Below are 25,858 nucleotides of genomic sequence, written 5' to 3'. Positions count from 1 at the left end.
CTGTCGGAGCACCGTCAGGGCCGTGATCAGCCGCCCGTGTGGGACTTCTCCATGGCAGCGCGGAAGCGGGTGTACCTGTCGAGCTCGGGGCCGTCACCGCGTGTTCCGCGGGTCCGGTTGGCCCAGCTGCCCCACAGACCGGCGCCGATCGCGGCCACCAGCGGAATCAGCAACCAGGCGAGTGCCGCCATGCCGACCTCCCAACCCCACGCCCATATGCAACTGACTGATCAGCAGATTAATCATCCGCACTGACAACGCTCACGGCAGGGGTGTGGTTACGCAACCGGAGCTGCACCAGGTGACAGGCGTCGCAGGGGTCGGCAGGGCTCAGCAGGCCCCGACCCACTCCTCGGTGCCGTCGGAGAACTTCTGGTGCTTCCAGATCGGCGCCTCGTGCTTGAGATCGTCGATCAGCTTCCGGCAGGCCTCGAAGGCCTCGCCGCGGTGCGGACAGGACACGGCGACGACCACGGCGAGATCGCCGACCCGCAGGTCGCCGACCCGGTGCACTGCGGCGAGCGCGCGCACGGGGAACTCGGCCGCGACCTTCTCGGCGATCCTGCGCATCTCCGCCTCCGCGGAGGGGTGGCAGGAGTACCCCAGCTCGTCCACGTCGGCGCCCCCGTCGTGGTTGCGCACGGTCCCCACGAACAGCGCCGTCCCGCCGGCGGCGGCGTCGCCCACCGCCGCGAAGACCTCGTCCACCGACAGCGGGGTCTGCCTGATGCCGATCAGCTTGATGGGGTCCTGGGCGGCCTGCTCGCCGGGGTGATCGTTGGTCGCTGCCATGCGCCCATCGTGCCTCACGTGGGCGCTGAGCGGGAATGCGGTTATCGACTGGCGTGCGTGCGGGGGGTTTGGAGGTAGGTACGGGATCCCGTGCGGGTGCGGGTCGTAGGGGGTTCTTCGCGCCGTTCCCCGCGCCCCTTGGGGGCCCTTGCCGGTGGGCCGGTGCGGGTCGTGCGGGGTTCCTCGCGCCGTTCCCCGCGACCCCTGCCGGGGCCCCTGCCCGTGAGCCGGTGCCGGTCGTACAGGGTTCCTCGCGCCGTTCCCCGCGCCCCTAGCCGGAGGCTGCCCGTCAGATTCGGCGTCGGGCCTTTCGGGCTCGTCGTACGACTGCCGCCGCTCCCAGCAGGGCGACCGTCGCGCCCGCCGCGCCCGCGGCCGTCGCGTCCTTGCGGCCCAGTCTGCGTCCGGCGACGGTGTGGCGCCCGGACACCTCCTCCAGAAGTTCGGCGAGAACCTCCTCGTTGGTCCACTGCGGCCGCCACCCGGCGTCGTGCAGTCGGCTGCCGCTCACCACCCAGGGGTACATCGTGTAGGCGAGGTCCCCGGCCGGCGACGGCGTGAGGCCGATGCGGTGCAGCCGGGCCGCGGCCCCCAGCGCGACCGCCGACGGCAGCTCCATGCGCCGGATGCCGCTGAGCTCCTCGACCTCCTCCTGCTCCAGCCACCCGTCGCACCCGACGGCGAGCTCCCCGTCGGCCTTCTCCAGGACGGTGTACTCCAGAGCACTGCACAGATCCTCGACGTGGCAGAACTGCCAGGCCGGCCGCGACCCGGCCACCACGAGCAGCCTCGGCGACTCGAAGTACCTGGTCAGCGCGGTGTCGGTGCCGCCGACCAGGATCGCGGGGCGTACGACGGTGACGTTCAGCCCGGGATGCGCCCGGGGCGCGCGGCGCGCGAGCCGCTCGATCTCCAGCAGGTCCCCGACGCCGGTCGCCTCCGCCGTGGCCCGCAGCTCGGCGTCCTCGGACAGCGGCAGCTCGTTGTCCGGCAGCGCGCCGTAGACCATCGAGGAGGTGCACAGCACGACCCGGTGCACGCCCGCCGCCGCGGCCGCGGTCAGCACGGTCTGCGTACCCCGCACGTTGTACGCCGTTCGGGCGGCCGGATCCGTCTCCAGGTCCAGGTCGAGCGCCAGATGCACCACCACGTCGGCGCCCCGCAGCTTGTCCGCGATCGCCGGATCGCGCACATCGAGGATGTGCCACTGGGCCTCCGCGCACGGCCCGCGCCGCTCGTCGATGGCGATGACCTGCTTGATCTCCTCCGACGCGGCGAGCCGCTCGGCCAGCATCGCGCCCACGCCGGACGCGGCGCCGGTGACCGCGACGACGGGCCCGCGCGCGGCGGGAGAGGTTGCGAGGTTTCGCGCTGCGCGAACCTGCGGGTCTGGGGAACTCACCGGGTGTCTCCAGCGGTTGTCTTCAATACGGGCGCGAGTGACGCGCACGTACCAGCTGGCATCCATCCTGCCGCAGGCCTTCTGTCGGCGAAGCACCGAGGCCCCAACCGCTCGCGGTGTCTACGCTGGGTGGTGTTGTCGGGCAGTCGTGCCGTCGGGAAAGAACCGGCGGCCTTACCAGCCGAGGAATCCCGTGAGTGACACCCCATTCGGATTCGGCCTTCCGCCGGAGGAGCCGGACGACGGCGACGAGGGCAAGGAGAAGGACCAGCAGAGCGGCGGTGGTCAGGGACCGGCCAACCCGTTCGGTTTCGGGCTGCCCGGAGCCGGAGGCATGGGCGGCGCGGACAATCCGCTCGCTGCCATGTTCGGTTCGCTGAACCCCACCGACCTGGGGGCCGCCTTCCAGCAGCTGGGCCAGATGCTCTCCTACGAGGGCGGCCCGGTGAACTGGGACATGGCCAAGCAGATCGCCCGCCAGACGGTCTCCCAGGGGACCGCGGACGGCAGGAAGGACGCGAGCGTCGGCCCGGCCGATCGGACGGCGGTCGAGGAGGCCGTGCGCCTGGCGGACCTGTGGCTCGACGACGCCACCTCCCTGGCCTCGGGCGCGAGCACCGCCGTGGCGTGGAGCCGTGCCGAATGGGTCGAGGCCACCCTGCCCGCCTGGAAGGAACTGGTCGACCCGGTCGCCGAGCGGGTCGGCGGCGCCATGGGCGACATCCTGCCGGAGGAGATGCAGGCCATGGCCGGCCCGCTGATCGGCATGATGCGCTCGATGGGCGGCGCGATGTTCGGCACCCAGATCGGACAGGCCGTGGGCGTGCTGGCGGGCGAGGTCGTCGGCTCGACCGATGTCGGCCTGCCGCTCGGCCCGGCCGGCAAGGCCGCGCTGCTGCCGGTGAACATCGAGGCGTTCGGCAAGGACCTGGGCGTCCCGAAGGAGGAGGTGCGGCTGTATCTCGCCCTGCGCGAGGCCGCCCACCAGCGCCTCTTCGCGCACGTGCCGTGGCTGCGCTCGCACCTGTTCGGCGCGGTGGAGGGCTACGCGCGCGGGATCAAGGTGGACACCGCCAAGCTGGAGGACGTGGTCGGCCAGTTCGACCCGCAGAACCCCGAGGAGCTCCAGCAGGCGCTTCAGCAGGGCATGTTCCAGCCGGAGGACACCCCGGAGCAGAAGGCCGCCCTGGCCCGTCTGGAGACGGCTCTGGCGCTGGTGGAGGGCTGGGTGGACGCGGTGGTCCACGCCGCCGCCAAGCCGCGTCTGTCGTCCGCCGACGCGCTGCGCGAGACCCTGCGCCGACGCCGCGCCACCGGCGGTCCGGCCGAGCAGACCTTCGCCACGCTGATCGGCCTGGAGCTGCGCCCGCGCCGGCTGCGCGACGCCTCCCGCCTGTGGGCGTCCCTGACGGACGCGCGCGGCGTGGACGGCCGTGACGCCCTGTGGGCCCACCCGGACATGCTGCCCACGGCCTCCGACCTGGACGACCCGGACGGCTTCGTGCACCGCGAGCACCTGGACTTCTCCGAGCTGGACAAGATGCTCGGCGAGGCGGCCGGCGGCTCCACCGGGAAGCCGGACCTGCACAAGAAGGACGACGACACCAAGGGCGACGACACCGAGTGAGCCTGTACGACGACGCGGTCCTCGTACTGAAGGGCTACGAGGACCAGCCGGAGCTGTGCCAGGCCTACCTGGACCAGCTCGCGGCCCACCCGGACGGCATGTGGAAGGCCTGTCAAACGGGCCACCTCACCGCCAGCGCCCTGGTGATCGACCCCTCGCGCGCACGCGTGCTGCTGACCCTGCACAAGAAGCTGGGCATGTGGCTGCAGATGGGCGGGCACTGCGAGCCGGGTGACCCGACCGTGGAGGCCGCGGCCCTGCGCGAGGCAACCGAGGAGTCGGGCATCGCGGGGCTGGCACTGCTGCGGGGCGGCCCGGTGCGCCTGGACCGGCATCCCATCCCGCCGCCCTGTCACTGGCACTTCGACGTCCAGTACGCCGCCCTGGCCCCGGCCGGGGCCGCCGAGACGATCAGCGACGAGTCGCTCGACCTGCGCTGGTTCGCGTACGACGAGGTGGCCGGCGTGGCGGACGACTCGGTCGTGCGGCTGCTCGAAGCGACCCGCGCACGGCTGTGAACGCGTAGGACGCCGGCGGTTTCGGCCGTGAGACTGTGCCGTAGACGGGTAAGGGGTGGCCTCTCTGGAGGCCACCCCTTTCGTCTGTTTTCCGGACGGTCAGCTCCAGACGTTGCCCTGGTTCTGACCGCGGGCCCCTTGCTGCCCCATGCCGTACTGGGCGGCCATGCCCTGCCCGATCTGGGCGTTCTGCGGCGGCAGCAGCTCGCTGGGCTGGACCAGGGCGTAACCGGTGCCCATGAAGCTGAGCTCCCAGCCCTCACCCGTGTTGCCGCGCCAGCGCCACACGCCCGAGGAGTGCGTCTGGGCCTGCATCTGCACGCGCAGCGAGGTGGACCAGGCGACGATCGCGTCGGCGTCGCAGTTGACGTACCGGTCCGGGGTGACCTGCATCAGCAGCGGGGCGCCGGAGGTCATCAGGGCGACCTTGCCGCGGCCGGTGATGTTGAGCTGGTACTTCCCGGAGCCGGAGATGCCGTAGAGGCTGTCGACGGCGATCACCTCGTGGTGCAGGGTGGAGTCCATCGCCAGCACATAGCTGGAGTCGACGGTGAGCCCGTCCTGGTCCACGTCCATGAGGTGGACGTGCTGCTTGAGGTTGGCGAGGTAGACCGTGCCCTGTCCGTGGCAGCGCATCAGGTCCAGGCCCTCACCCGTGTGGGAGCGTGACCGCTGCTGGCTGTTGTTCTGCAACTCGGCGTCGAACTCGACCATGCCCTGGTAGGCGACCATCGTGCCCTTGCGGGCGAGGATGTCGTCGTGGCCCTCCATGGTCACGCGGAGCATCTGCTTGTTCTGCAGCGCCCAGCGGTCCTGGGTCTGCTGGTCGTTGTAGGCGAAAAGCGGACTCTGCATGGTGGTGCTCCCCCTCAGCCCCGGAACCGGAGACGGTCGGTGCTGTCCTCGCTGGGCTGGACGACGACGATGCCCTGGCCGGAGAAGGCCATCTGGTAGGCCTCGCCACTGCCCCGGCCGATCAGCGACTGCGCCTTGAAGCTGCGCTTGCCCTTGACCTTCAGGTTCGGCGACCAGGCCACGAGCGCGTCCGGGTCGACGTACGTCTCGTCCTCGCCGCCACCGCAGTCGACGACGATCGGCTTGCCCCGGGAGGTCAGGGCGACCCAGCCCTGACCGGAGATCTTGGTGTTCCACAGGCCCTGGCCGGCGAACTTCGCCAGTCCCTTGACCCGCTCCACACCCCAGGTCAGGTGCGCGTCGAAGGCGAGCAGGTTGGTGGCGTTGACGGAGATCCCGTCACCGTTGAGGTTGATCACGACCACGTTGGCGCCGTAGTCGGCCAGGTAGAGCAGACCGTCGCCGGAGCACTTCATCAGCGGCGCGCCCTCACCGGTGACCCAGTCGCGGGCGATCTGGCGGACGGCGGGCGGGTTGGGCTCGTACTGCACGAAGCCCTCGTAGGCGACCATCGAGCCCACGCGCGCGAGGAGGTCGTGCCCGGACTGCATGGCGACCTTCAGCATGTGGTTGCCGTGGTTCTCCATGCGGGCGGTCACCGGCGCGGGAGCGAAGCCCGCGAGCGGCTGGTTCATGTCGGGCTCTCCCTCAGATCTCGTACGGCTGGACGACGATGAAGTTGCCGGGCGCGCCCCGGAACTGCAGGTTGGTGCTCTCGCCGGTGTCGCCGGGGTAGGCGTTGCGGCGCATGCGGACCTGGCTGGAGACGACCACCTGGGCGGCGGAGGACCAGGCGACGACCGCGTTGCAGTCGGCGAAGGTCGTCGGGGTGACCGGCAGGACGACGGGCGTGCCGTGGGTCTTGACGACGATGGTGCCGGTGCCGGTGAACTGCATCGTGAACAGCGCGCCGCCGGGGATGCCGTGCCCCTCGATGCGGCGGACCTCGTGCTGGAGGCCCTCGTCGAAGGCGAGGACGTTCTCGGCGGAGACGCAGATGCCGTCGCCCTGGAGCTCGATGGGGTGCAGCATCGTGGAGTTCTCGGCGAAGAAGACCTGGCCCTGGCCGGTGCAGCGCATCAGCTGCATCTCCTGGCCGGTCGCGTTGCCGGTGATCCGGCCCGCGAAGCCCGCGCCCTTGTAGCTGAAGTCGACCTTGCCCTGGTACAGGACCATGCTGCCCTGGCGGGCGAGCACCGGCTGGCCCCCGATGCCGAGGTCGACGCGGACCATCTTCTTGTTCTGCGGAGTCCAGCGCTGGCCGGTGGGCGTCTCCCGGAACTGCTGGAGCGCGCCCGCCACACCGGGGGCTCCCTGCGGCGCGCCCTGCGGGACGCCCTGGGGGGCTCCGTAGGGCGCCTGCTGGCCGGGGACCTGCCCGAAAGCGGGCTGCTGCTGCCCGTAGCCGGGGGGCGGGGTCGGCTGGCCGTAGCCCGGCGGCGGGGGCGGGGTCTGGCCGGGCATCGGCTGGCCGTACCCGGGCTGCGGCGGCTGGCCGTACGGCTGCTGCGGTTGGGGCGGCTGGCCGTAGGGCGCCGGAGCGGGGGCCGGCGGCGGGACCGTGCCTCCCGGCGGGGTGTGCATGGGCGCGACGATGGTCGGCGCGGAGTGCACCTGCGGGGCCGGGGCCGGCGGCGGCACGAAGCCCTGCGCGGCGGGCTGGGGAGCCGGTGCCGGGGCGGGCGCGGGCGCCGGAGCGGCCGGGGCGCCGAAGGAGGGCTGCGGTGCGGGGGCCGGGGCGGCCGGTGCACCGAACGCGGGCGGCGCGAAGCCGGGCGTGCCCTGGGCCGGAGGCGCCTGCGGTGCGGGAGTCTCCTCCTCCATCACCTCGCCGCCGAAGTTCTTCAGCAGCGCCTCCAGTCCACCGTCGAAACCCTGTCCGACGGCGGCGAACCGCCATACGTCCTTGAGATAGAAGTCGCCCAGCATCACGGCCCGCTCGGTGGAGAACTCCGAGCCGTTGAAGGTGTAGCGGGCCACCTCCTCGCCGCCCGCGACGATCCGCAGGTAGCCGGGGGCGACCTGCGACATCTGCCCGGCGCCGTCGATGGTCGCCGTGAAGGAGAGCTTGTGGATGTTCGCCGGGATGCGGTCGAGCGTGATCCGGAACGACTCCGTGTCACCCGCCTGGGTGCCGAGGAGCTGGATCGACTCCTCGGGGGACTTCGGCTGGTTGAAGAAGACGAAGTACCGGTCGTCGGAGAGCCGCTCGTCGGCGTCCAGACCGAAGCAGCTGATGTCGAAGGTCAGTCCGGGGCCGGAGATCTGCACGCCTACGTACAGATCCGTGCCCGCGGTGAGGTCACTGATCCTGGCCTTGTGGCCGCGTTGGAATTCCCTGGCCATGCGTAACGACCGTCCCCCATCCCGAATGCGAGTGCGTCGCGCCAGGCTAACGGCAAACTCGGACAGTGGACGATGTCGGTACAGACCCGGTACAGAACCGGAGCGGTGCCCCGCGGTCCTGCGCCTGGCGTGTCAGTCCCCGCGTGCGCCCGGCAGATGGGGCAACCGGTCGGCGGCCACGACCCCTTCGAGGTAGCCGCGGGCCCTTTCGGTGCGCGGGTAGGCCTCCAGCAGCCGCCAGAAACGGGGGCCGTGTCCGGGCACGAGCAGATGGGCGAGTTCGTGCAGCAGGACGTAGTCGACGACGTACTCGGGCATCCCCTGGAGCCGGTGCGACAGACGGATGCTGCCCTCGGCGGGGGTGCACGAGCCCCAGCGGGTGTTCTGGTTGGTGACCCAGCGCACGGAGGCCGGCCGGGCGCGCCCCTGGAAGTACTGCGCCGACAGCCGCGCGGCGCGTTCGGCGAGCTCGTCGTCGCCGAGGACCCGGCGGCTCTCCTGGGCGGCCAGTTTGTCGAGCATGACGCTCACCCAGCGTCGCTCCTCCGCCTCGGACATCCGGGCGGGGATGAGCACGACGGTGCGATCACCCTCGCGGTACGCGGAGACCGTCCTTCGTCGGCGGGTACTCCTGCGCACCTCGATCGCGCTCGTCCCCGAGCCGCTGGGCGGCTGGCTCGTCGTGCTGCGCTGTGGTGTTCCGGCGCTTTGCAGGGGGTCGGCGGGCACGCCCCGACGTTACCCGCTGCACACGGGGGAAGTCCCGACTACGGACCGTTTCCGCGGAGATCCGGCGTCCGGCGCTCGACTCACCCACCTGATTTGTACGACGAGCTGCCCATGCGACTACTCTCCGTCACCTGTGGACAACTTTCGAGACGCTCTGGGCGGGCCCGGCATGCTGGCATTCGCCGGCGGGGCGGGCTGGACCCCACGCTCCCGCTCCGCCGGTTCCACTGGACGTCTTCCGGGGCTACGGGGGCCTGTCATGCATCCGATGGTGAAACCCGCGCTGCGGCGCGGCTGGCGCGACCTCAACACCGTGCAGTTCGGCATGACGCCGGCGCACGCGATGACACTGGGTCCGATGGACACGGCCTCGGGGAGCTTCCTGGACCTCCTCGACGGCACGCGCGGGCTGCCGCTGCTGCGCGAGGAGGGCCACCGTATGGATCTGGCCGACGGCCAGGTGGACGCCCTGGTCCAGGGCCTGGCCCGAGCCGGGGTGCTCGACGACTCCCGGGGCGGCGGACCGCCCGCCGACGCGCTGCGCGCGAAACAGGGGGTCCTGGACCGGCTGCGGCCCGATCTGGCCTCGCTGTCGCTGACGACGTCCGCGCCCGGCGAGGCGATGGGCCTGCTCGCCGCCCGTGGCGCACTGCGCGTGCGGGTGCTGGGAGCGGGCCGGGTGGGCGCGCTGCTCGCCTCGCTGCTGTCCGGCGCGGGCGTCGGCGAGGTGGAGGTGCGCGACGTCGGCACGGTCGAGCCGGGGGACGTCGCCCCGGGCGGTCTGCCCGCCGCCATGGTCGGCGAGCGAAGGGAGGAGGCTGCCCGGCGTGCCGTGCGCGAGGCCGCGCCGGACCGCCCGCCCCGCCGCGGCCCCCGTTCTCCCCTGGAGGAGCCCGAGCGGGGTCTGTCCCTGGTGATCATCGCCCCGCGCGACGATGTGGCCGTCCACGCGCCCCTGCCGTCCGCCTCGGAGTCCCTGATGACCTCAGGCACTCCGCATCTGTACGCCGGTGTGGTGGAGGCGACCGGTGTCGTCGGACCGCTGGTACTGCCCGGCGCCACGGGCTGCGCCGGATGTCTGCACCAGGCCCGCACCGACCGGGACCCGACCTGGCCCCGGCTGGTCGCGCAGTGGCACTCGGGCCGGCCACGCCGGGCACCCGCCTGCGATCTGTCGCTGGCCACGACCGTCGCGGGCCTGGCCGCGGCCCATGCGCTGGCCTTCCTGGACGGCCGGACCCCGTCCAGCACGGGGGCCCGCTGGGAGGCCTCGCTTCCCACGCTCCACTGGCACGCGCGTCCCGTCTGGGGGCACCCAAAGTGCCCGTGCGGCGCCGCGACACGCGAAACCGACCGAGGCAATGACGAAGGTAATGAGGAACACACCCCGGAGACCGGGGGTCCGCACGCGACAATGGCAGTGCGACGGTCGTCGGCGGAGTCGGGCCGAACGGCGGGCGCGGCACGGCCGGTCGGCACTTGGAGGGCGCATGTCTGATCTTCCCCGGAAGGCGGTCACTCGGACCGCCAAGCTCGCCGCGCTTCCGCTCGGCTTCGCCGGGCGGGCGACCTGGGGGCTGGGCAAGCGGATCGTGGGCGAGTCCGCGGAGATCGTCGGCCGCGAGCTGCAGCAGCGCACCGCGGAGCAGTTGTTCAAGGTGCTCGGCGAGCTCAAGGGCGGCGCGATGAAGTTCGGGCAGGCGCTGTCCGTCTTCGAGTCGGCGCTGCCCGAGGAGATCGCGGGCCCCTACCGGGTGGCCCTGACCAAGCTCCAGGAGGCGGCGCCGCCGATGCCGACGCGCACCGTGCACGCCGTGCTCGGGGAGCGGCTGGGCGAGGACTGGCGCGAGCTGTTCCTGGAGTTCGAGGACAAACCGGCCGCGGCCGCCTCGATCGGCCAGGTGCACCGGGCGGTGTGGCGCGACGGGCGTGAGGTCGCGGTCAAGGTCCAGTACCCCGGCGCCGGAGAGGCACTGCTGTCCGACCTCACCCAGTTGAGCCGTTTCGCCCGCCTGTTGGGGCCGCTCGTGCCGGGCATGGACATCAAGCCGCTGATCACGGAGCTGCGCGACCGGGTCACCGAGGAGCTGGACTACGCCCTGGAGGCGCAGGCCCAGCAGCAGCACGCCGAGGAGTTCGCGGACGACCCGGACGTGGTCGTGCCCGCGGTGGTCCACCAGTGCGAGCAGATCCTGATCACCGAGTGGATGGAGGGCATCCCGCTGTCGGAGATCATCTCCGACGGCACCGAGGCCCAGCGCGACCGGGCCGGACAACTGCTGGCCCGCTTCCTGTTCTCCGGCCCGGCCCGCACCGGCCTACTGCACGCCGACCCGCACCCCGGCAACTTCCGCCTGCTGCCCGGCGGCCCCGAGGGCGAGGACGACTGGCGCCTCGGCGTGCTCGACTTCGGCACCGTCGACCGCCTCCCGGGCGGGCTGCCCACGCCGATCGGGCACTCGCTGCGGATGACCCTGGGCGGCGAGGCGGAGGCGGTCTACGAGCTCCTGTGCACCGAGGGGTTCGTCAAGGAGTCGATCGACCTCGACCCCGAAGCGGTCCTGGACTATCTGCTGCCGATCATCGAGCCGGCCCAGGTGGAGGAGTTCACCTTCACCCGCGGCTGGATGCGCAGCCAGGCCGCCCGGGTCGCCGACCCCCGCTCCCCCGCCCACCAGTTGGGCCGCCGGCTGAACCTGCCTCCGGCCTACGTGCTGATACACCGCGTGACCCTCAGCACCATCGGCGTGCTGTGCCAGCTGGGCGCGACCGTGCGGCTGCGGGAGGAACTGGCGGAATGGCTGCCGGGGTTCGTGGAGGACTTCGACGAGGCCGCCCTGGAGGAGGACTACACCGAGGACGGCGACGAGGAGGCGGCGGTGGCCGAGGCCTGAGCACGCTGCGGTCCTACCACCAGGACGAGTCCAAGCGCCCTTCGATCGCCCGTAGATTCTTCCGCGAGCACCGGTCGCAGAAGTAGCGGCGGACGCCGTTCTCCACGGAGCAGGTCCAGGTCGGCTGCGGCGCCCGGGCCGGGGTGCCGCAGCGTGCGCACACAAGGGTTTCGGGGTCCGCGGCGGGGCCGCCGTCGTCCCCGCCTGCGGGAAGACTCGTCACCAGCCGACGATATCTCCGCACTCGTCCGTTCTCGCGGCACAACGCACCGCGGGGGCCGGTCCGTTCGGACGGACCGGCCCCCGCGTGAAGCTTTCGCCTCCCGGTCGGGGAGGCCACCGCTCAAGGTGGTTCTGGTTACTGCATGACGGCGATCGCCAGCGCGCGGCGGGCGCGCAGCGAGGCACGCTCGGCACGGCGCTGCATGCGGCGAGCGGTCGCCACGCTCAGCGCGCGGCGCTCCTGCTGCGCCTCGCGCAGGCGGTCGTGCATATGCGCACGTGCCAGGGCTTCTGGGATGAGTTGCATCTCACGGGTCCTGTTCTGGCGCGAACCGTTCGCGCCGGTGGTGGTGACGTCTTCGAACGCGGAGCCGCTGGGCTCGCTGATGGACGGCTTCATCGGGGCCTGTTTCTTGGGGTCGTGCGTGAAAGGACGGTCGATCGTTCCTGCGGTGTTCATGCGGCGACCGGGTTCTTGCGCGGGCGGCCACGCGGCCGCTTGCGGGCCACGACGACACCCTGGACGAACAGCTCGCCGCCCCAGACGCCCCAGGGCTCACGCCGCTCCTTCGCCCCGGCGAGGCAGGCCTCCATCAGCGGGCAGGTGCGGCACAGGGACTTGGCGTACTCCACGTCCGTCGGCGACTCCGCGAAGAAGACCTCCGGGTCGTAGGAACGGCACGGGACGGGTACGCCGAGGTTCTCGATGGCGTCGTCGAGCGCGGTGAGCGCGGTGAGCGGGGTCAAGGTGGAGTCCTCCGTGAGGCCGGGCGGGGGGATCGTTTCGGAAGGCGGTACGGACGGGGCGTGCGCTTCGAGTTGCACGGTTCGTCTTCCTCGTCTGGTCGTTCCGGCCCTGTTGGGCCGGGGGCGGCTGGTACCGGGTTCTTTTCTTGTCCCGAGGCCCCTTCGCTCTGCCTCCCCGTTCGGGGCAAACAGAAGGGCCGCGGATCCCGGATGGGGTTCCGCGGCCCTGAAGGCGCCGGCCTGATCGACGATCAGGCTGGATCACTCCAGGGTTCTGGCCCACGGAAGGCCCACATCAGGTGGTGCTGCGTCGTCTGCTTCCGGAATCCGGCACCGGTCGCCGTAAAGGCATAGGCCTGGGCCCCTGCCACTACTGCCGCTTCCAGTGCCTTGCTCGGTCGCTCATTGCGCTCACGGACGGGAAGGACCGCGAGAGAAAGGGAGGACGCCGGACGGGCGGCACGAATGCCGGACAGACCGGTGCCATGGTCCGAGGAGCCGAGCATGCACAGGGAAGCGACGACCGGGCGATCGGTCATTTTGACGGTGCTGATGGTGCTGGTCTTGATGCTGATCACTGGACTCGCCTCCTCTCGGCGTCTCGGGGGACCGGCGTGCACCAGTCCTACGGATATGCAAGTACAACACGGAAGCGGGGCCTGGAGAAGGCCGCCGTTCCCACGTCTAAGAACCTATGGGGATTGCTGGGGCATGCGCAAACTATTTTTTCGACGAGTTCGTATCAGTCGTCCTCGGCGCCCGCCGTGGGGTCCTGACCGGCGCAGATGGCCAGGACATCGGCCCCGTAGCGGTCGAGCTTGCGGGTGAGCACACCGGGGATGCGGGCGAGCTCCACCGGGCCGGTGGGAGCGGCCTCGGCGATCGCCATCAGTGTCTTGTCGGTGAAGACGCAGAACGCCGGCTGTCCGCTGCGCTGCGCCTGGTCCTCTCGCCACTCGTGCAGCCGCTCGTACAGCGCCTCGTCCATGTCGGAGGGGCAGTCCTCACACCGCATCAGCTTCATCTCACCGGCCTCGGTGAGGGTGCGCCCGCACACCCGGCAGCGCGCCGGGGTGCGCTGCGTGCGCCGGGGGACGGCCCGCGTCGCGCCCGCGAAGCCGCGCTCGACACCGCCGGCGGTCCCGGAGCCGGTGCGGCCCACCGCGGTGCCGGTGCCGGGGCGCAGGCCGTCGAGGAAGCGGCTGGGTCTGCGGTTCGGCCGGGGGCCGGGCGAACGGGACAGCGCCCAGGAGACGTGCAGGCGCTCACGGGCGCGGGTGATGCCGACGTAGAGCAGGCGGCGCTCCTCCTCGATCTGCTCGTCGGTTCTCGCGTAGGTGATCGGCATCATGCCCTCGGCGACGCCGACCAGGAACACGACGTCCCACTCCAGGCCCTTCGCCGAGTGCAGTGAGGCGAGGGTGACGCCCTGCACGGTCGGGGCGTGCTGGGCGCTCGCGCGCTCGTCGAGTTCGGCGACGAGGTCGGCGAGGGTGGCGCCGGGGCGGGCGGCGGCGAAGTCCTGGGCGAGGTTCGCCAGCGCGGCGAGCGACTCCCAGCGCTCCCTGACCGCTCCGGACCCGGCGGGGGGCTGTGATGTCCAGCCTTCGCCGGAGAGCACGGCACGGACCTGGGAGGGCAGGTCGACGGTGTCGTCCAGCAGGGAGTCGTTGCCGCCGAAGCGGGCCGCGCCCCGCAGGGCGATGCCCGCCTTGCGCACCTCGGGGCGGTCGAAGAACCGCTCGGCACCCCGTAGCTGGTAGGGCACACCGGCGTCGGCGAGGGCCTGTTCGTAGGACTCGGACTGGGAGTTCGTGCGGAAGAGCACGGCGATCTCGCTGGCCGGGACGCCGGAGTCGAGGAGTTCGCGGATGCGGCGGGCGGCGCCCTCGGCCTCGGCGGGCTCGTCGGTGTACTCGGTGAAGACCGGCTCGGGGCCCGGGTCGCGCTGGGAGACGAGTTCCAGACGGTGGTCGGCGGCGCGGCCGCGGGCCTGGGCGAGCAGCCCGTTGGCCAGGTGCACCACCTGCGGCGTGGAGCGGTAGTCACGGACGAGCTTGACGACGGTGGCGCTCGGGTGGCGGACACGGAAGTCGAGCAGATGGTCCGGGGTTGCGCCCGTGAACGAGTAGATCGTCTGGCTGGCGTCACCGACCACACAGAGGCTGTCGCGCTCCCCCAGCCACAGCTCCAGCAGGCGCTGCTGGAGGGGGCTGACGTCCTGGTACTCGTCGACCACGAAGTGCTGGTACTGGGCTCGTACCTGGTCGGCGATGTCGTGCCGGTCCTGGAGGACGGCGACGGTGAGCAGCAGCACGTCCTCGAAGTCGATCACGCCGCGGTCCCGCTTGACGTCCTCGTACGCCGTGTAGAGCTGGGCGATCTCGGCCGGGCTGCGGGGGGCCTCGCGTCCGGCCTTCGCGGCTGCGAGCGGATAGTCGGCGGGCGTGGTCTGGGTGACCTTGGACCATTCGATCTCGGCGGTGACGTCCCGCAGCTCTCCCCGGTCGAGCCGGATACGAGAGGCGGCGGCCGCGTCGGCGACGAGCTGGGCCTTGCGGTCGACGATCCGGGGCAGGGAGCCGCCGATCGCTTTCGGCCAGAAGTACTGGAGCTGACGGAGGGCCGCGGAGTGGAAGGTGCGGGCCTGGACGCCGGTGGCGCCGAGCTGGCGCAGCCGGCCGCGCATCTCACCGGCGGCCCGGTTGGTGAAGGTGACGGCGAGCACGCTGGAGGGCTGGAGGATGCCCGCCCGGACCCCGTAGGCGATGCGGTGGGTGATCGCCCGGGTCTTGCCCGTACCGGCTCCGGCCAGCACGCACACCGGACCGTGCAGGGAGGTGGCCACCTCGCGCTGCTCCGGGTCGAGCCCTTCGAGCACCGCGTCCGGCGTGTCCGGTACGTACGGGAAGAGAGGGGAGTGCGTTGCTGCTGTCACATGGCCATGCTGCCAGGTCGCCGGAGACGGGCTTGCCGGTTGTCCACAGCCTCGCCCCGATAGTCGTATCAATGCGACAGGCGTCACGTCGGCGAGCATACCCCCGGCGGGAATGCGGGCCGGGTCGCGTATGTTCCTCCATCGGACGAACTGATCCCGAGGCAGCGAAGGAGAGCGCGAGACATGCAGGGCACTGTGACGATGTACAGCACGACGTGGTGCGGTTACTGCCAGCGGCTGAAGAAGCAGCTGGACCGCGAGGGCATCGTGTACGACGAGATCAACATCGAGCAGGACCCCGCGTCCGCCGCCTTCGTGGAGAAGGCGAACGGCGGGAACCAGACGGTCCCGACGGTTCGCTTCGCGGACGGCTCGACGCTCACCAACCCTTCCCTGGCCCAGGTGAAGCAGAAGATCGGCGTCTGACCGGGGCCGAACGCCCGGAGCCCTGGGCGACCACGAGCGTGCAGGTCTGCGCTTGCTCGCCCGTACGACGAGGGGCGGCCACTCCCGCTGTGGGGGTGGCCGCCCTTCGTCGTGCGCTCTCAGACGCTCCGGGTGGGCAGCGGCTTGCCGTACCACATCTCGATGAGACGGGCCGCGATGGAGATGCCGTAGGGCGGGAGGACCTCGCCGGAGTCGAAGGCGGCGCCCAGGTCGTCGCGGGAGAACCAGCGCGCCTCGTGGATCTCGTCGCCGTCCACGTTTATCTCCGTGCTCGTGGCGCGGGCCATGAAGCCCAGCATGAGGCTGGAGGGGAACGGCCAGGGCTGGCTGGCGACGTACTCGACCCGGCCGACGGCCACCCCGGCCTCCTCGAACACCTCGCGGCGCACCGCCTGCTCGATGGACTCACCGGGTTCGACGAATCCGGCGAGCGTGGAGAAGCGGCCCTCGGGCCAGTGCACCTGGCGGCCCAGCAGGATGCGGTCGTCGGCGTCGGTGACCGCCATGATCACGGCCGGGTCCGTGCGCGGGTAGTGCTCGGCGCCGCAGGCCGGGCAGCGGCGGATGTGCCCGGCGGCGGCGATGACGGTGCGCTCGCCGCAGCGGGAACAGAAGCGGTGGGTGCGCTGCCAGTTCTCCAGGCCCACGGCGTGCACCATCAGGCCCGCGTCGCGCGGGGACAGCAGCAGTCCCGCCTCGCGCAGGCCGGCCGGGCGGGCGGACTGGTCGATCCGGCCGGGAAGGGCGTCCTTCTGGAGGGCGAAGTAGCTGACGCCGTCCGCGTCGATGCCCAGGAAATAGCGGTGTGCCTCGGTCAGGGGCGCCTCGAAGGACGGCGTCATGACCAGCTCGGTGGTGCCGTCGGGCGTCTCGTCGATGAGGACCTGACCGCCGGAGACCACGAAGCATCGGGTTGTGGGGTGGCTCCACGCCGCCGCGAGCCAGGCCTCGTCGAGGCGGTGGTGGGCGGCGCGGTCGATACCGCTCGGGGCGGTGAGCGAGATGGGTCGTTCGGCGGTGTGGTCGGTCCAGGTGGTCACGGGTGCTTCCAACTCCCCCGGGTGCAGCGGTTGGGTTCGGCGGCGGTTTCAGCGGGACGTTCGGCAGTGGGTGACCGGGTCCGGCGGTACTGGGCGGTGGCGGCCGGCGGTACCAGTGTGCCCCGCGCGCGGGGGCGCCCCGGACGGCGCCGGACGGTCAGTTGCCATGGCGCCAGTTCTCGGCCAGGTCGTCCCACAGGTAGGCGGCGGTCTCCACGCCCTTGACGAGCAGATCCAGTTCGACCTTCTCGTTCGGCGCGTGCCAGCCGTCGGAGGGGACGGAGATACCCAGGAAGAGCACGGGCGCCCCGAGTACTTCCTGGAGGTCGGCGGCCGGTCCGGAGCCGCCCTCGCGTGTGAAGCGGACCGGGCCCTCGAAGGCACGGCTCATCGCGCGCGCCACGGACTGCAGGGCCGGGTGGTCGAGCGGCGTCAGGCACGGGCGCGTGGCCGCGCCGAACTCGATCTCGCAGCGGATCCCGAGGGGCACCTGCTCGGCTGCCCAGGCGCGGACGGCCTTCTCGATGTGCGCGGGGTCCTGGCCCGCGACCATCCGGAAGGACAGCTTCACCATCGCCGAGGACGGGATGATCGTCTTGCTGCCGGGGCCCTGGTAGCCGCCGCCGATGCCGTTGACCTCGGCGGTGGGGCGGGCCCAGATCCGCTCCAGGGTGGTGTGCCCGGCCTCGCCGTGGGTGGCGCGGGACTTGGCGGTGCGCAGCCAGCGCTGCTCGTCGAAGGGCAGCTCGGCGAAGAGTTCGCGCTCGCGGTCGGTGAGCTCGACGACGCCGTCGTAGAAGCCGGGGATCGCCACGCGCGCGTGCTCGTCGTGCAGCGCGGCGACGAGCCGGGCGGCGGCGGTCGCCGGGTTGGGGACCGCGCCGCCGAAGGAGCCGGAGTGGATGTCCTGCTCCGGGCCGTACAGCCGGATCTCGCACTCGGCCAGGCCCCGCATGCCCGTGCACACCGTCGGGGTGTCCTCGGACCACATGCCGGTGTCGGAGACGATCACGGCGTCGGCGGCGAGCCGGCCGGCCTGCTCCTCGACGAGGGTGCGGAAGTGCGGGGAGCCCGACTCCTCCTCGCCCTCGATCAGCAGCTTCAGGTTCACCGCGGGTGCCGTACGGCCGGTCGCGGCGAGGTGGGCGCGCACACCCAGGGTGTGGAAGAAGACCTGGCCCTTGTCGTCGGCCGCCCCGCGCGCGTAGAGACGGTTCTCACGGACGACCGGCTCGAATGGGTCGCTGTCCCAGCCGTCCTCGCGGGCGGCGGGCTGCACATCGTGATGGCCGTAGACGAGGACGGTCGGCGCCTGCGGGTCGCCGGAGGGCCACTCGGCGAAGACCGCCGGGGCGCCCGAGGTCTCCCAGACCTCGACGACCGGGAAACCGGTCCCGGTGAGCCTGCCCGCGAGCCAGTCGGCGCTGCGCCGTACGTCGGGAGCGTGATCGGGCTGCGCAGACACCGACGGGATGCGCAGCCATTCCGCGAGGTCGTCGAGAAAAGCGGCGCGGTGCTGCTGGATGTACTGGCGGACGACGCTGTCCGGGGTCTGGCTCATGGTCACGAGCCTATCGGCCCGCACCGACATCCTTGTTGGGCGGTTCGTCACATACCGACATCCTTGTTGGGCGGTTCGTCACATACCGGCGTCCGGCTTGGGCGGTTCGTCACATGGCGCCTCGCGTGCGCTCCCCTCGCGCAGCAGCCGCTCGATCGCGGCCCGGTCCGGCAGATCGCGCGGTCGTACGACCTCCCCGCTGCGGACGTACAGGAACGCCGCCGTCACCGACTCCAGGGGTACGCCCTGCTGCCGGGCCCAGGCAAGCCGGTACAGGGCGAGCTGCAGGGGATCGGCGGTGTGCTCGCGGCTGGTCTTCCAGTCGACGATCTCGTACGTCGCCGAGTCGCCGTCGCCGTCCTTGTAGACGGCGTCGATCCGGCCCCGCACGACCCGGCCGGCGAGGGCCAGCTGGAAGGGCGCCTCGACGCGGTAGGGCGTGCGGTGCGCGTACTCGGTGCGCTCGAAGGCGTCCTTGAGGGCCTCCAGGTCGTGCTCGTCGGCTATCTCGGCGTCCGCTCCGGGCAGCTCGTCCGGCTCCAGCATGGGCAGGGTCAGCTCTTCGAAGCGGGCCTCGACCCAGGCGTGGAAGCGGGTGCCCCGACGGGCCGCGCGCTGCGGCGGGCGCGGCATGGGCCGGGCCAGTTCCTGGGCGAAGCCGTCCGGGTCGGCGGCCAGGCGCAGCAGCTGGGAGGCCGTCAGACCGGCCGGGAGCGGCACCTCGGTCACGGCCTGGCGGGCGCGCAGAAGCTCTCCGGTGAGTGCGTCGAGGTCGCGGTCCCAGGAGGCGATCGTGCGGGCCTCCTCAGGGGTGAGGGGGGTTGGGGGCGCGGGGCGCGCGGGAATTCGCGTGAGGGTTCGCGTGGGCTCGTCCGGGTGGTCGGGGACGCCCGTGAGCGCGAGGGCGTCGTCCCGGGAGTGGGTGGGGGCCAGGGTGTCCTCCGGCGCCGTCGCCTGGTGTGGGACCGAGGGGCGCTCCGACGTCCAGGACTCCCAGTCGTCCGGGTCGCCCTCGAAGGACTCGTCCTCCCCCAGTGACTCGCCCCCGTCGAAGTACGGGTCGTCCTCTCCGGGGTACGGCTCGTCCCCGTAGGGCGGTTCGTCGTCCTCCGGGGGCGCGGGCCAGTCCGGGTCCTCGTGGCTGTCCGGGTCGTAGGGCGCGGCCGGGCGGGCGTCCGGGGCGGCGGCCAGGGCCTCCAGATGGGCGAGGACCGTGTCGGCGGCCGCGCGGCGGCGGGCCAGGGCCGTGCCGTCCAGGGGCAGCGGCCAGGCCTGGTCGGCGGTCTCCCTGTGCAGCGCCGGGTTCTCCTCGCCGTCCTGGGGTTCCTCCGCCCAGGCCTCGATCTCGCCGTGACCCGCGACGCAGTGGTCGTGCAGTGCGACCAGGAAGTCGGACGGTCCGCGCGGCTTCTTCTGGCTGGGCCCCCACCAGTGGCCGGAGCCGAGCAGGAGCGAGCGGGGGCGGGTGAAGGTGACGTAGCCGAGGCGGAGTTCCTCGGTGTGCTGGTGCTCCTTCATGGCCTCGTGGAAGGCCTTCATCCCGCGCGAGTCCCACGCCTCCACGTCGGGCAGTGTGTCGGCGTCGCCGCGCAGCTCGTGCGGCAGCACCTTCGCCTGGGCCGTCCACTTCTCGCGGCCCTGGCCGCTGGGGAAGCTTCCGCCGACCAGGCCGGGCACGGCGACGACGTCCCACTCCAGGCCCTTGGACTTGTGCGCGGTGAGCACCTTCACGGTGTTCTCGCCGCCGGGCAGCGCGTTGTCCAGGCCCTTCTCGTACTGCGCCGCGGTGCGCAGGAAGCCCAGGAAGGCCAGCAGCGTGGCCTGCCCGTCGGACGCGGCGAAGGAGGCCGCGACGTCGAGGAAGTTCGACAGGGTCTCGCGGCGGCGGGCGGCCAGGGCGTGCGGGGACGCCGACAGCTCGACCTCCAGCCCGGTGACGGCCAGGACGCGGTGCAGCACGTCCATGAGCGGGTCGGCCAGGCTGCGGCGCAGCTCGCGCAGTTCGGTGGCCAGGCGGGCGAAGCGCACGCGCGCGTCCGGCGAGAACGGCAGCCGGTCGTCGTTCCCGCCGCCCTCGGCGCCGTACACCGGCGTCTCCAGGAACGTGTCGAGGGCGTCCGCCAGCGATATCACCTCGGCCGGGTCGACCCCCTCGACGGCCGCGGCGAGCCTGCGGTCGCGGTCGTCCTCGTCGCCCACGCGCGCGTGGGACACCAGCAGCCGGGCGCGGCGGCCGAGCAGGGCGAGGTCGCGCGGGCCGATGCGCCAGCGCGGGCCGGTCAGCAGCCGCACCAGCGAGGCGTTGGCTCCGGGGTCCTGGAGGACCTCGCACACGGCCACCAGGTCGGCGACCTCGGGCAGGTGCAGCAGGCCGGACAGGCCCACGACCTCGACGGCTACGTCACGGGCGACGAGCGCGCCCTGGATCTCGGCGAAGTCGGTCGCCGTGCGGCACAGGACGGCGATCTCGCCGGGCGGGGTGCCGGTGCGCACCAGATGGGCGATGGAGTCGGCGATCCAGTCCATCTCCTCGGCGTGGGTCGGCAGCAGCGCGCAGCGGACCAGGCCGTCGCGTTCGGCGCCGGGTGCCGGGCGCAGCGCCTCCACGCCCGCGTGCAGCGCGCGCAGGGGCTCGGCGAGGCCGTTGGCGAGGTCGAGCAGGCGGCCCCCGCTGCGCCGGTTCTCGCTGAGCGCCTGGCGGGTGGCGGGGCTGCCGTCGCCGTGCGCGAAGTGCTCGGGGAAGTCGTCGAGGTTGGCGACGGACGCGCCGCGCCACCCGTAGATCGCCTGGCAGGGGTCGCCGACCGCGGTGACGGGGTGGCCGGTGCCGCCGCCGAACAGGCCCGCGAGGAGCACGCGCTGGGCCACTGAGGTGTCCTGGTACTCGTCGAGCAGCACCACACGGAACTCCGCGCGCAGGATGCGGCCCACCTCGGGCAGTTGGGCGAGCTGCGCGGCGAGGGCGATCTGGTCGCCGAAGTCGAGCAGGTCCCGCTCGCGCTTGGCGGCCCGGTAGCGCAGCACCAGGGCGGCGAGGTCGCGGCGGGCGGCGGCCGCCTCGGGGACCTTGCGCAGGTCGGCGTTGGTGAGTTTGACGCCCTCCAGTGAGAGCAGCAGCCCGGCGTCGTGCGCGCGCAGGCTCTCGGTCCGGACCAGGTGCTCGGACAGCTCGGCGTCCAGGGCGAGGAGGTCGGCTACGAGGTCCGCGAAGGAGCGGGTGAGCGCCGGGTAGGGGCCGGGGGCTTCGCGCAGCACGCGCGCGGCGAGCTGGTAACGGGTGGCGTCGGCCAGCAGGCGCGCGGTGGGCTCCAGGCCGATGCGCAGCCCGTGGTCGGTCAGCAGCCGGCCGGCGAAGGCGTGGTACGTCGAGATGACCGGCTCACCGGGCGGGTTGTCGGGGTCGATGACGTCCGGGTCGGTCACGCCCGCGCGGACCAGTGCCTTGCGAACGCGCTCGGCGAGTTCGCCGGCGGCCTTGTTGGTGAAGGTCAGGCCGAGCACCTGTTCGGGGGCGACCTGGCCGGTGCCGACCAGCCACACCACGCGCGCCGCCATCACCGTGGTCTTGCCGGACCCGGCTCCGGCCACGATCACCTGAGGGGCGGGCGGCGCGATGACGCAGGCCATCTGTTCCGGGGTGAACGGGATGCCGAGAAGCTCCTTGAGCTGCTCGGGGTCGGTGATGCGGGCGGGCATGCCGAAGAGGCTATCGGCGCGCACTGACAGCGAATGCCACGACGACCTCGGCGGACGGAAGAAGCGCAGGTCGGCACGGGTGGTGCGATCCGTCACGCCGGTCGCGGGACGGGGGAGCCGCAGGGCGCCGCACGGTCGCTCGCGGAACCTGGGGGTGCTGTGCCCACGCACACGATCACTCGCGAAACCCGCGAGCCGCAGGCCGCGCAGGCCGCCGACCGCCGACCGCCGAAAAGGTCCCTTGCGGCCCCGCCGCGCCGCTACTCGACCACCTGCCGCCCCTCCGGCCGGGCGCTGCACGAGGCGCGGAAGGCACAGTGGGTGCAGTGCTGGCCGGTCGACGGTGTGAAGCGCTCGTCGAGGACCTTGCCCGCGGCCGTGGCCAGCAGGTCGCCGACCCACTCCCCCTCCAGGGGCTCCTGGGCCTGCACCTTCGGGAGCGTGTCGCCGCCGTCGCGCTTGGCCGCGCCCTGGCGGAGGTGGACGAGTTCGGCGCCGCCGGGCTCGGGGCGCACCCCGTCGAAGGCGTCGTCGACGGCGCCTTCGCGGACGGCGAGCTGGTAGACGGCGAGCTGGGGATGGTGCTCGACCTCGCGGGAGGTGGGCGCCTGCTTGCCGGTCTTGAAGTCGACGACGTAGGCGCGGCCCTGGCCGTCGGTCTCGACCCGGTCCATCTGGCCACGGATGCGCACCTCGTAGTCGCCCGCTGCGAGAGTGACGTCGAAGTCGTGCTCGCTGGCCACCGGCGTGCGGCCGGTGCGGTCGGTGACGTGCCAGGTCAGGAAGCGTTCGAGCGCCCCGCGCGCGTGCTCCTTCTCCTGCTCCGACTTCCAGGGCGCGTCGAAGGCGAGCGCGTTCCACACGGAGTCCAGACGCTCCATGAGGACGGCTAGGTCGGCCGGGGTGTGCCCGGAGGCGACCTCGTCGGCGAGGACGTGCACCACGTTGCCGAAGCCCTGGGCGGCCGTCGCGGGCGCGTCGGCCTTCACCTCGCGGCCGAGGAACCACTGCAGGGCGCAGGTGTTGGCGAGCTGGTCGAGGGCGCTGCCGGAGAGCACGACGGGCTGGTCGCGGTCGCGCAGCGGCACCCTGGACGCGGTCGGCTCGAACATGCCCCACCAGCGGTCGGGATGCGCGGAGGGCACCAGCGGGCGGCCGTCGTCGTCGGTGAGGGCGGCGAGCCGGGCCAGCCGGTGGGCGGCGGCCTCCCGGAGGGCGTCGGAGACCCGCGGGTCGACCGTGGTGGCGCGCAGTTCCGCGACGAGTGCGGCGACCGACAGCGGGCGGCGCGGGCGGCCGGTGACGTCCTTGGGCTCGACGCCGAGTTCGGTCAGGAAGCGGGAGGGCTGGTCGCCGTCGTCGGCGGGTGCCTTCACGGCGGTGACGACGAGCCGTTCACGCGCGCGCGTGGCCGCGACGTAGAACAGCCGCCGCTCCTCGGCGAGCAGGGCGCCCGGGGTGAGCGGTTCGGCGAGTCCGTCGCGGCCGATGCGGTCGGCCTCCAGCAGGGAGCCGCGGCGGCGCAGGTCGGGCCACAGGCCCTCCTGGACGCCGGCGACGACGACGAGGCGCCATTCCAGTCCCTTGGAGCGGTGTGCGGTCATCAGGCGCACCGCGTCGGACCGCAGGGCGCGCCGGGTGAGGGTGTCGGCGGCGATGTCCTCCGCGTCGATCTGCTCCAGGAAGTTCAGCGCGCCGCGCCCACCGGTGCGCTCTTCCGCCCGCGCGGCCGTGGCGAACAGCGCGCACACGGCGTCCAGGTCGCGGTCGGCGTTACGGCCCGCCGCTCCGCCGCGGCGCGCGGTCCGCTCCAGCCGGCCGGGCCACGGGGTGCCCTCCCACAGGTCCCACAGCGCCTCCTCGGCCGTACCGCCGCAGGCGAGGCGTTCGCGGGCCTTGCGCAGCAGCGCGCCCAGGCGCTGTGCCCCGCGCGCGTACGCCGGGTCGTGCACGGCCAGCCGCTCCGGCTCGGCCAGCGCCCGCGCGAGCAGCTCGTCGGAGGGTGGGGGCACGGGGTTGCCCGCGGTCCGTTCCTCCTCCCGCAGGGCCCGTCCCAGACGGCGCAGGTCGGCGGCATCCATGCCGGCGAGCGGGGAGGCGAGCAGGGTGACGGCGGTCTCGGTGTCGAGCCAGCAGGGCTCGAGGCCGGATCCGACCGGGGTCGTCCCGCCGCCGGAGGTCTGCTCGTCGGCGTCCGCCTTCGCGTCGTTGGCCTCCCTGGCCTCGGGCACTTCGACCTCGGCGTCGAGGGTCTGGACGCCCACGCTCTCGACATCCATGGTCTCGACGCCCACGCTCTCGGCGTCCATGGTCTCGGCGCCCACGCTCTCGGTGTCCTCGGCGGGCCCGCCCCCGCCCCCCGCCTCCGCTATGGCCACCGCCCGCAGTGCCGTCAGCAGGGGCGCCACCGCGGGCTCGTGCCGCAGCGGCAGGTCGTCGCCGTCGATGTCGAGGGGCACGCCCGCGGCTGTCAGGGCGCGGCGGACGGCCGGGATGGTGCGGGAGCCGGCGCGCACCAGGACGGCCATCTCGCTCCAGGGGACGCCGTCCTCCAGGTGAGCCCGGCGCAGGATGTCGGCGACGTTGTCCAGCTCCGTGCCGGGCGTCGGGTAGGTGAACACCTCGACGCGGCCTCCGTCGCGGACCGGGGCGAGGTCCCGGTGGGCGCGTACGCGGTCGGCAGGGAGCCGGGTGAGCGGCATGCGCTGGGTGAGCAGCCGGGTCGCGGCGAGCAGCGTGCCGCCGGAGCGGCGGGAGGTGCGCAGCACCTCGACGGGAGCCGGGCTGCCGTCCGCGCGCGTGAAGGTGCGCGGGAAGTCGAGGATGCCGTTCACGTCGGCGCCCCGGAAGGCGTAGATCGACTGGTCGGGGTCGCCGAAGGCGACGAGGGTGCGCCCGCCGCCGGCCAGGGCGTCCAGCAGCCGCACCTGGGCCGGGTCGGTGTCCTGGTACTCGTCGACGTAGACGGCGTCGTACTGGGCGGCGAGCCGTTCGGCGACCTCGGGGCGGCGGGCGAGGAGCACCGCGCGGTGGACGAGTTCGGCGTAGTCGAGGACGCCCTGGAGGTCGAGGACGTCGAGGTACTCGGCGAGGAAGGCGGCGGCGGCCCGCCAGTCGGGACGGCCGCTGCGGCGGGCGAAGGCGTCCAGGGCGCCGGGGTCGAGGCCCAGTTCGCGGCTGCGGGCGAGGACCGCGCGGACCTCGTCGGCGAACCCGCGGGTGGTCAGACAGGCGCGCAGCTCGTCGGGCCAGCGCACGTGCGCGAGGCCGAGGTGTTCCAGGCCGCTCTGGCCTGCCAGCAGCTCGCGTACGGCGACGTCCTGCTCGGGGCCGGACAGCAGCCGCAGGGGTTCGACGAACAGTTCGCTGTCCTGGTGGGCGCGGACCAAGGCGTAGCAGAACGAGTGGAAGGTGGTCGCCTGCGGGGCGCGGGCCGCCCCCATGCGCAGGGCCATGCGGTCGCGCAGTTCGACGGCGGCCTTGCGGCTGAAGGTCAGCACGAGGACGCGCCGGGGGTCCCCGCCGCGCGCGGCGCGGGCCGCGACGGACTCCACGAGGGTGGTGGTCTTGCCGGTGCCTGGACCGGCGAGGACGAGCAGCGGTCCGCGGGCGTGGTCAACCACCGCGCGCTGTGCCGCGTCAAGACGAGGGGGATCCGGTCGGTGCGGAGGGGTACGGACCAGTCGGTAAGCGCCACGGTTCCCCTGTCGCACCGGGGGGTGCGACAGGCGCCTGGTGGAGGAAGAGGAGCTCACGTGGTTCGCCGGTCCTGGTGGGTGTGCTGGTTGCCGGGCCGCTTCGGGGGAAGAGCGGTGGGCGGGAGGTGAGGGGGACGCGCGCTGCCGACGCTACGCCGACGAGAGGACCGGAAGCATGGCTTCCGATTGTTCCCTCCCGGCTCGTGCGTCACGTTCGTCCCTCACCCCACGAACGTACGTCATGTCACGGACGTGCCCCGTTTCCCTCGTACGGATCACGTGCGCC

The 25,858-nt window shown here is 72.7% G+C and carries 21 protein-coding genes; 5 read left to right on the top strand and 16 right to left on the bottom strand.

Features of this window, described 5'->3' with window-relative positions; all coding sequences use genetic code 11:
* Positions 1–26 precede the first annotated feature (26 nt).
* The 3 genes from ABZZ79_RS04420 to ABZZ79_RS04410 all read right to left on the bottom strand — a co-directional run bounded on the left by ABZZ79_RS04420 (position 27) and on the right by ABZZ79_RS04410 (position 2,194).
* On the bottom strand, positions 27–191 hold the full coding sequence (locus ABZZ79_RS04420) for a hypothetical protein (RefSeq protein WP_356686348.1): 165 nt from the start codon (positions 189–191) through the stop codon (positions 27–29).
* A gap of 139 nt (positions 192–330) precedes the next feature.
* Positions 331–792 (bottom strand): molybdenum cofactor biosynthesis protein MoaE, encoded by a 462-nt coding sequence (locus tag ABZZ79_RS04415; RefSeq protein ID WP_356686346.1) that lies wholly within the window; start codon positions 790–792, stop codon positions 331–333.
* Positions 793–1,081: 289 nt separating this feature from the next.
* Positions 1,082–2,194, bottom strand: coding sequence for an SDR family oxidoreductase (locus ABZZ79_RS04410; protein WP_356686344.1), 1,113 nt, complete (start codon positions 2,192–2,194; stop codon positions 1,082–1,084).
* Positions 2,195–2,387: 193 nt separating this feature from the next.
* Here ABZZ79_RS04410 and ABZZ79_RS04405 point away from each other — a divergent pair, with 193 nt between their 5' ends.
* Positions 2,388–3,821, top strand: coding sequence for a zinc-dependent metalloprotease (locus ABZZ79_RS04405; RefSeq protein WP_356686343.1), 1,434 nt, complete (start codon positions 2,388–2,390; stop codon positions 3,819–3,821).
* Positions 3,818–4,339, top strand: a complete 522-nt coding sequence (locus tag ABZZ79_RS04400; protein ID WP_356686341.1) for an NUDIX hydrolase — start codon at positions 3,818–3,820, stop codon at positions 4,337–4,339. Before ABZZ79_RS04405 ends, ABZZ79_RS04400 begins: the two co-directional genes overlap by 4 nt.
* A 99-nt stretch (positions 4,340–4,438) precedes the next feature.
* Here the strand turns inward: ABZZ79_RS04400 and ABZZ79_RS04395 are convergent, their stop codons facing one another.
* The 4 genes from ABZZ79_RS04395 to ABZZ79_RS04380 all read right to left on the bottom strand — a co-directional run bounded on the left by ABZZ79_RS04395 (position 4,439) and on the right by ABZZ79_RS04380 (position 8,329).
* Entirely contained in the window at positions 4,439–5,194 is a 756-nt protein-coding gene (locus ABZZ79_RS04395) for an AIM24 family protein (RefSeq protein ID WP_356686339.1), read from the bottom strand.
* A gap of 14 nt (positions 5,195–5,208) precedes the next feature.
* Positions 5,209–5,889: an AIM24 family protein gene (locus tag ABZZ79_RS04390; protein WP_356686337.1), complete on the bottom strand. Its 681-nt coding sequence runs from the start codon at positions 5,887–5,889 to the stop codon at positions 5,209–5,211.
* A 13-nt stretch (positions 5,890–5,902) separates the two neighbouring features.
* Positions 5,903–7,600 carry a TerD family protein gene (locus tag ABZZ79_RS04385; RefSeq protein ID WP_356686335.1) on the bottom strand — a complete coding sequence of 566 codons (1,698 nt, stop codon included), beginning with the start codon at positions 7,598–7,600 and terminating at the stop codon, positions 5,903–5,905.
* 132 nt (positions 7,601–7,732) lie between these two features.
* Positions 7,733–8,329: a M48 family metallopeptidase gene (locus ABZZ79_RS04380; protein ID WP_356686333.1), complete on the bottom strand. Its 597-nt coding sequence runs from the start codon at positions 8,327–8,329 to the stop codon at positions 7,733–7,735.
* Between the two features lie 259 nt (positions 8,330–8,588).
* Between ABZZ79_RS04380 and ABZZ79_RS04375 the strand changes: the two genes are divergently transcribed.
* Positions 8,589–9,827 (top strand): TOMM precursor leader peptide-binding protein, encoded by a 1,239-nt coding sequence (locus ABZZ79_RS04375; RefSeq protein ID WP_356686331.1) that lies wholly within the window; start codon positions 8,589–8,591, stop codon positions 9,825–9,827.
* The gene (locus tag ABZZ79_RS04370) at positions 9,820–11,223 is read left to right on the top strand and encodes an AarF/ABC1/UbiB kinase family protein (protein ID WP_356686329.1); all 1,404 of its coding nucleotides are present in this window, start codon (positions 9,820–9,822) and stop codon (positions 11,221–11,223) included. The genes ABZZ79_RS04375 and ABZZ79_RS04370 overlap by 8 nt, the downstream gene beginning before the upstream one ends.
* 13 nt (positions 11,224–11,236) lie before the next feature.
* On the opposite strand, the gene ABZZ79_RS04365 is transcribed toward ABZZ79_RS04370, so the two are convergent.
* From ABZZ79_RS04365 to ABZZ79_RS04345, 5 genes are all read right to left on the bottom strand, one after another.
* Positions 11,237–11,446 carry a hypothetical protein gene (locus tag ABZZ79_RS04365; protein ID WP_356686327.1) on the bottom strand — a complete coding sequence of 70 codons (210 nt, stop codon included), beginning with the start codon at positions 11,444–11,446 and terminating at the stop codon, positions 11,237–11,239.
* Between the two features lie 135 nt (positions 11,447–11,581).
* Positions 11,582–11,905 (bottom strand): hypothetical protein, encoded by a 324-nt coding sequence (locus ABZZ79_RS04360; RefSeq protein ID WP_356686325.1) that lies wholly within the window; start codon positions 11,903–11,905, stop codon positions 11,582–11,584.
* Complete coding sequence (locus ABZZ79_RS04355) at positions 11,902–12,270, bottom strand: WhiB family transcriptional regulator (protein WP_356686323.1); 369 nt, start codon at positions 12,268–12,270, stop codon at positions 11,902–11,904. Before ABZZ79_RS04355 ends, ABZZ79_RS04360 begins: the two co-directional genes overlap by 4 nt.
* A gap of 173 nt (positions 12,271–12,443) precedes the next feature.
* Positions 12,444–12,770, bottom strand: coding sequence for a hypothetical protein (locus ABZZ79_RS04350; protein ID WP_356686322.1), 327 nt, complete (start codon positions 12,768–12,770; stop codon positions 12,444–12,446).
* 164 nt (positions 12,771–12,934) lie between these two features.
* Entirely contained in the window at positions 12,935–15,130 is a 2,196-nt protein-coding gene (locus ABZZ79_RS04345; protein WP_356686320.1) for an ATP-dependent DNA helicase UvrD2, read from the bottom strand.
* Positions 15,131–15,313: 183 nt separating this feature from the next.
* On the opposite strand from ABZZ79_RS04345, the gene ABZZ79_RS04340 reads away from it, so the two are divergent.
* Positions 15,314–15,556, top strand: coding sequence for a mycoredoxin (locus ABZZ79_RS04340; protein ID WP_356686318.1), 243 nt, complete (start codon positions 15,314–15,316; stop codon positions 15,554–15,556).
* A gap of 119 nt (positions 15,557–15,675) precedes the next feature.
* Here the strand turns inward: ABZZ79_RS04340 and nudC are convergent, their stop codons facing one another.
* The 4 genes from nudC to ABZZ79_RS04320 form a co-directional block, all read right to left on the bottom strand.
* A complete protein-coding gene (gene nudC, locus ABZZ79_RS04335) occupies positions 15,676–16,617 on the bottom strand; it encodes an NAD(+) diphosphatase (RefSeq protein WP_356686316.1) in 942 nt (313 codons plus the stop codon).
* 157 nt (positions 16,618–16,774) lie between these two features.
* A complete protein-coding gene (locus ABZZ79_RS04330) occupies positions 16,775–18,178 on the bottom strand; it encodes a dipeptidase (RefSeq protein ID WP_356686314.1) in 1,404 nt (467 codons plus the stop codon).
* A gap of 78 nt (positions 18,179–18,256) precedes the next feature.
* Positions 18,257–21,874: an ATP-dependent DNA helicase gene (locus ABZZ79_RS04325; protein WP_356686312.1), complete on the bottom strand. Its 3,618-nt coding sequence runs from the start codon at positions 21,872–21,874 to the stop codon at positions 18,257–18,259.
* 260 nt (positions 21,875–22,134) lie between these two features.
* On the bottom strand, positions 22,135–25,629 hold the full coding sequence (locus tag ABZZ79_RS04320; protein WP_356686311.1) for an ATP-dependent DNA helicase: 3,495 nt from the start codon (positions 25,627–25,629) through the stop codon (positions 22,135–22,137).
* Positions 25,630–25,858: the final 229 nt, after the last annotated feature.

It is taken from the genome of Streptomyces sp. NPDC006458, from assembly GCF_040612135.1.
Lineage (GTDB): Bacteria > Actinomycetota > Actinomycetes > Streptomycetales > Streptomycetaceae > Streptomyces.
Note: the sequence above shows the minus strand (reverse complement) of the source record. Positions and strands in the feature narration are given on the sequence as shown.

What these genes read in the sequence shown, in the direction of transcription:
- ABZZ79_RS04370 (WP_356686329.1), top strand. Translation starts at nt 9,820, where the DNA reads ATGTCTGATCTTCCCCGGAAGGCGGTCACTCGGACCGCCAAGCTCGCC.
- ABZZ79_RS04330 (WP_356686314.1), bottom strand. Translation starts at nt 18,178, where the DNA reads ATGAGCCAGACCCCGGACAGCGTCGTCCGCCAGTACATCCAGCAGCAC.
- ABZZ79_RS04340 (WP_356686318.1), top strand. Translation starts at nt 15,314, where the DNA reads ATGCAGGGCACTGTGACGATGTACAGCACGACGTGGTGCGGTTACTGC.
- ABZZ79_RS04360 (WP_356686325.1), bottom strand. Translation starts at nt 11,905, where the DNA reads ATGAACACCGCAGGAACGATCGACCGTCCTTTCACGCACGACCCCAAG.
- ABZZ79_RS04395 (WP_356686339.1), bottom strand. Translation starts at nt 5,194, where the DNA reads ATGCAGAGTCCGCTTTTCGCCTACAACGACCAGCAGACCCAGGACCGC.
- ABZZ79_RS04420 (WP_356686348.1), bottom strand. Translation starts at nt 191, where the DNA reads ATGGCGGCACTCGCCTGGTTGCTGATTCCGCTGGTGGCCGCGATCGGC.
- ABZZ79_RS04390 (WP_356686337.1), bottom strand. Translation starts at nt 5,889, where the DNA reads ATGAACCAGCCGCTCGCGGGCTTCGCTCCCGCGCCGGTGACCGCCCGC.
- ABZZ79_RS04375 (WP_356686331.1), top strand. Translation starts at nt 8,589, where the DNA reads ATGCATCCGATGGTGAAACCCGCGCTGCGGCGCGGCTGGCGCGACCTC.
- ABZZ79_RS04415 (WP_356686346.1), bottom strand. Translation starts at nt 792, where the DNA reads ATGGCAGCGACCAACGATCACCCCGGCGAGCAGGCCGCCCAGGACCCC.
- ABZZ79_RS04325 (WP_356686312.1), bottom strand. Translation starts at nt 21,874, where the DNA reads ATGCCCGCCCGCATCACCGACCCCGAGCAGCTCAAGGAGCTTCTCGGC.
- ABZZ79_RS04385 (WP_356686335.1), bottom strand. Translation starts at nt 7,600, where the DNA reads ATGGCCAGGGAATTCCAACGCGGCCACAAGGCCAGGATCAGTGACCTC.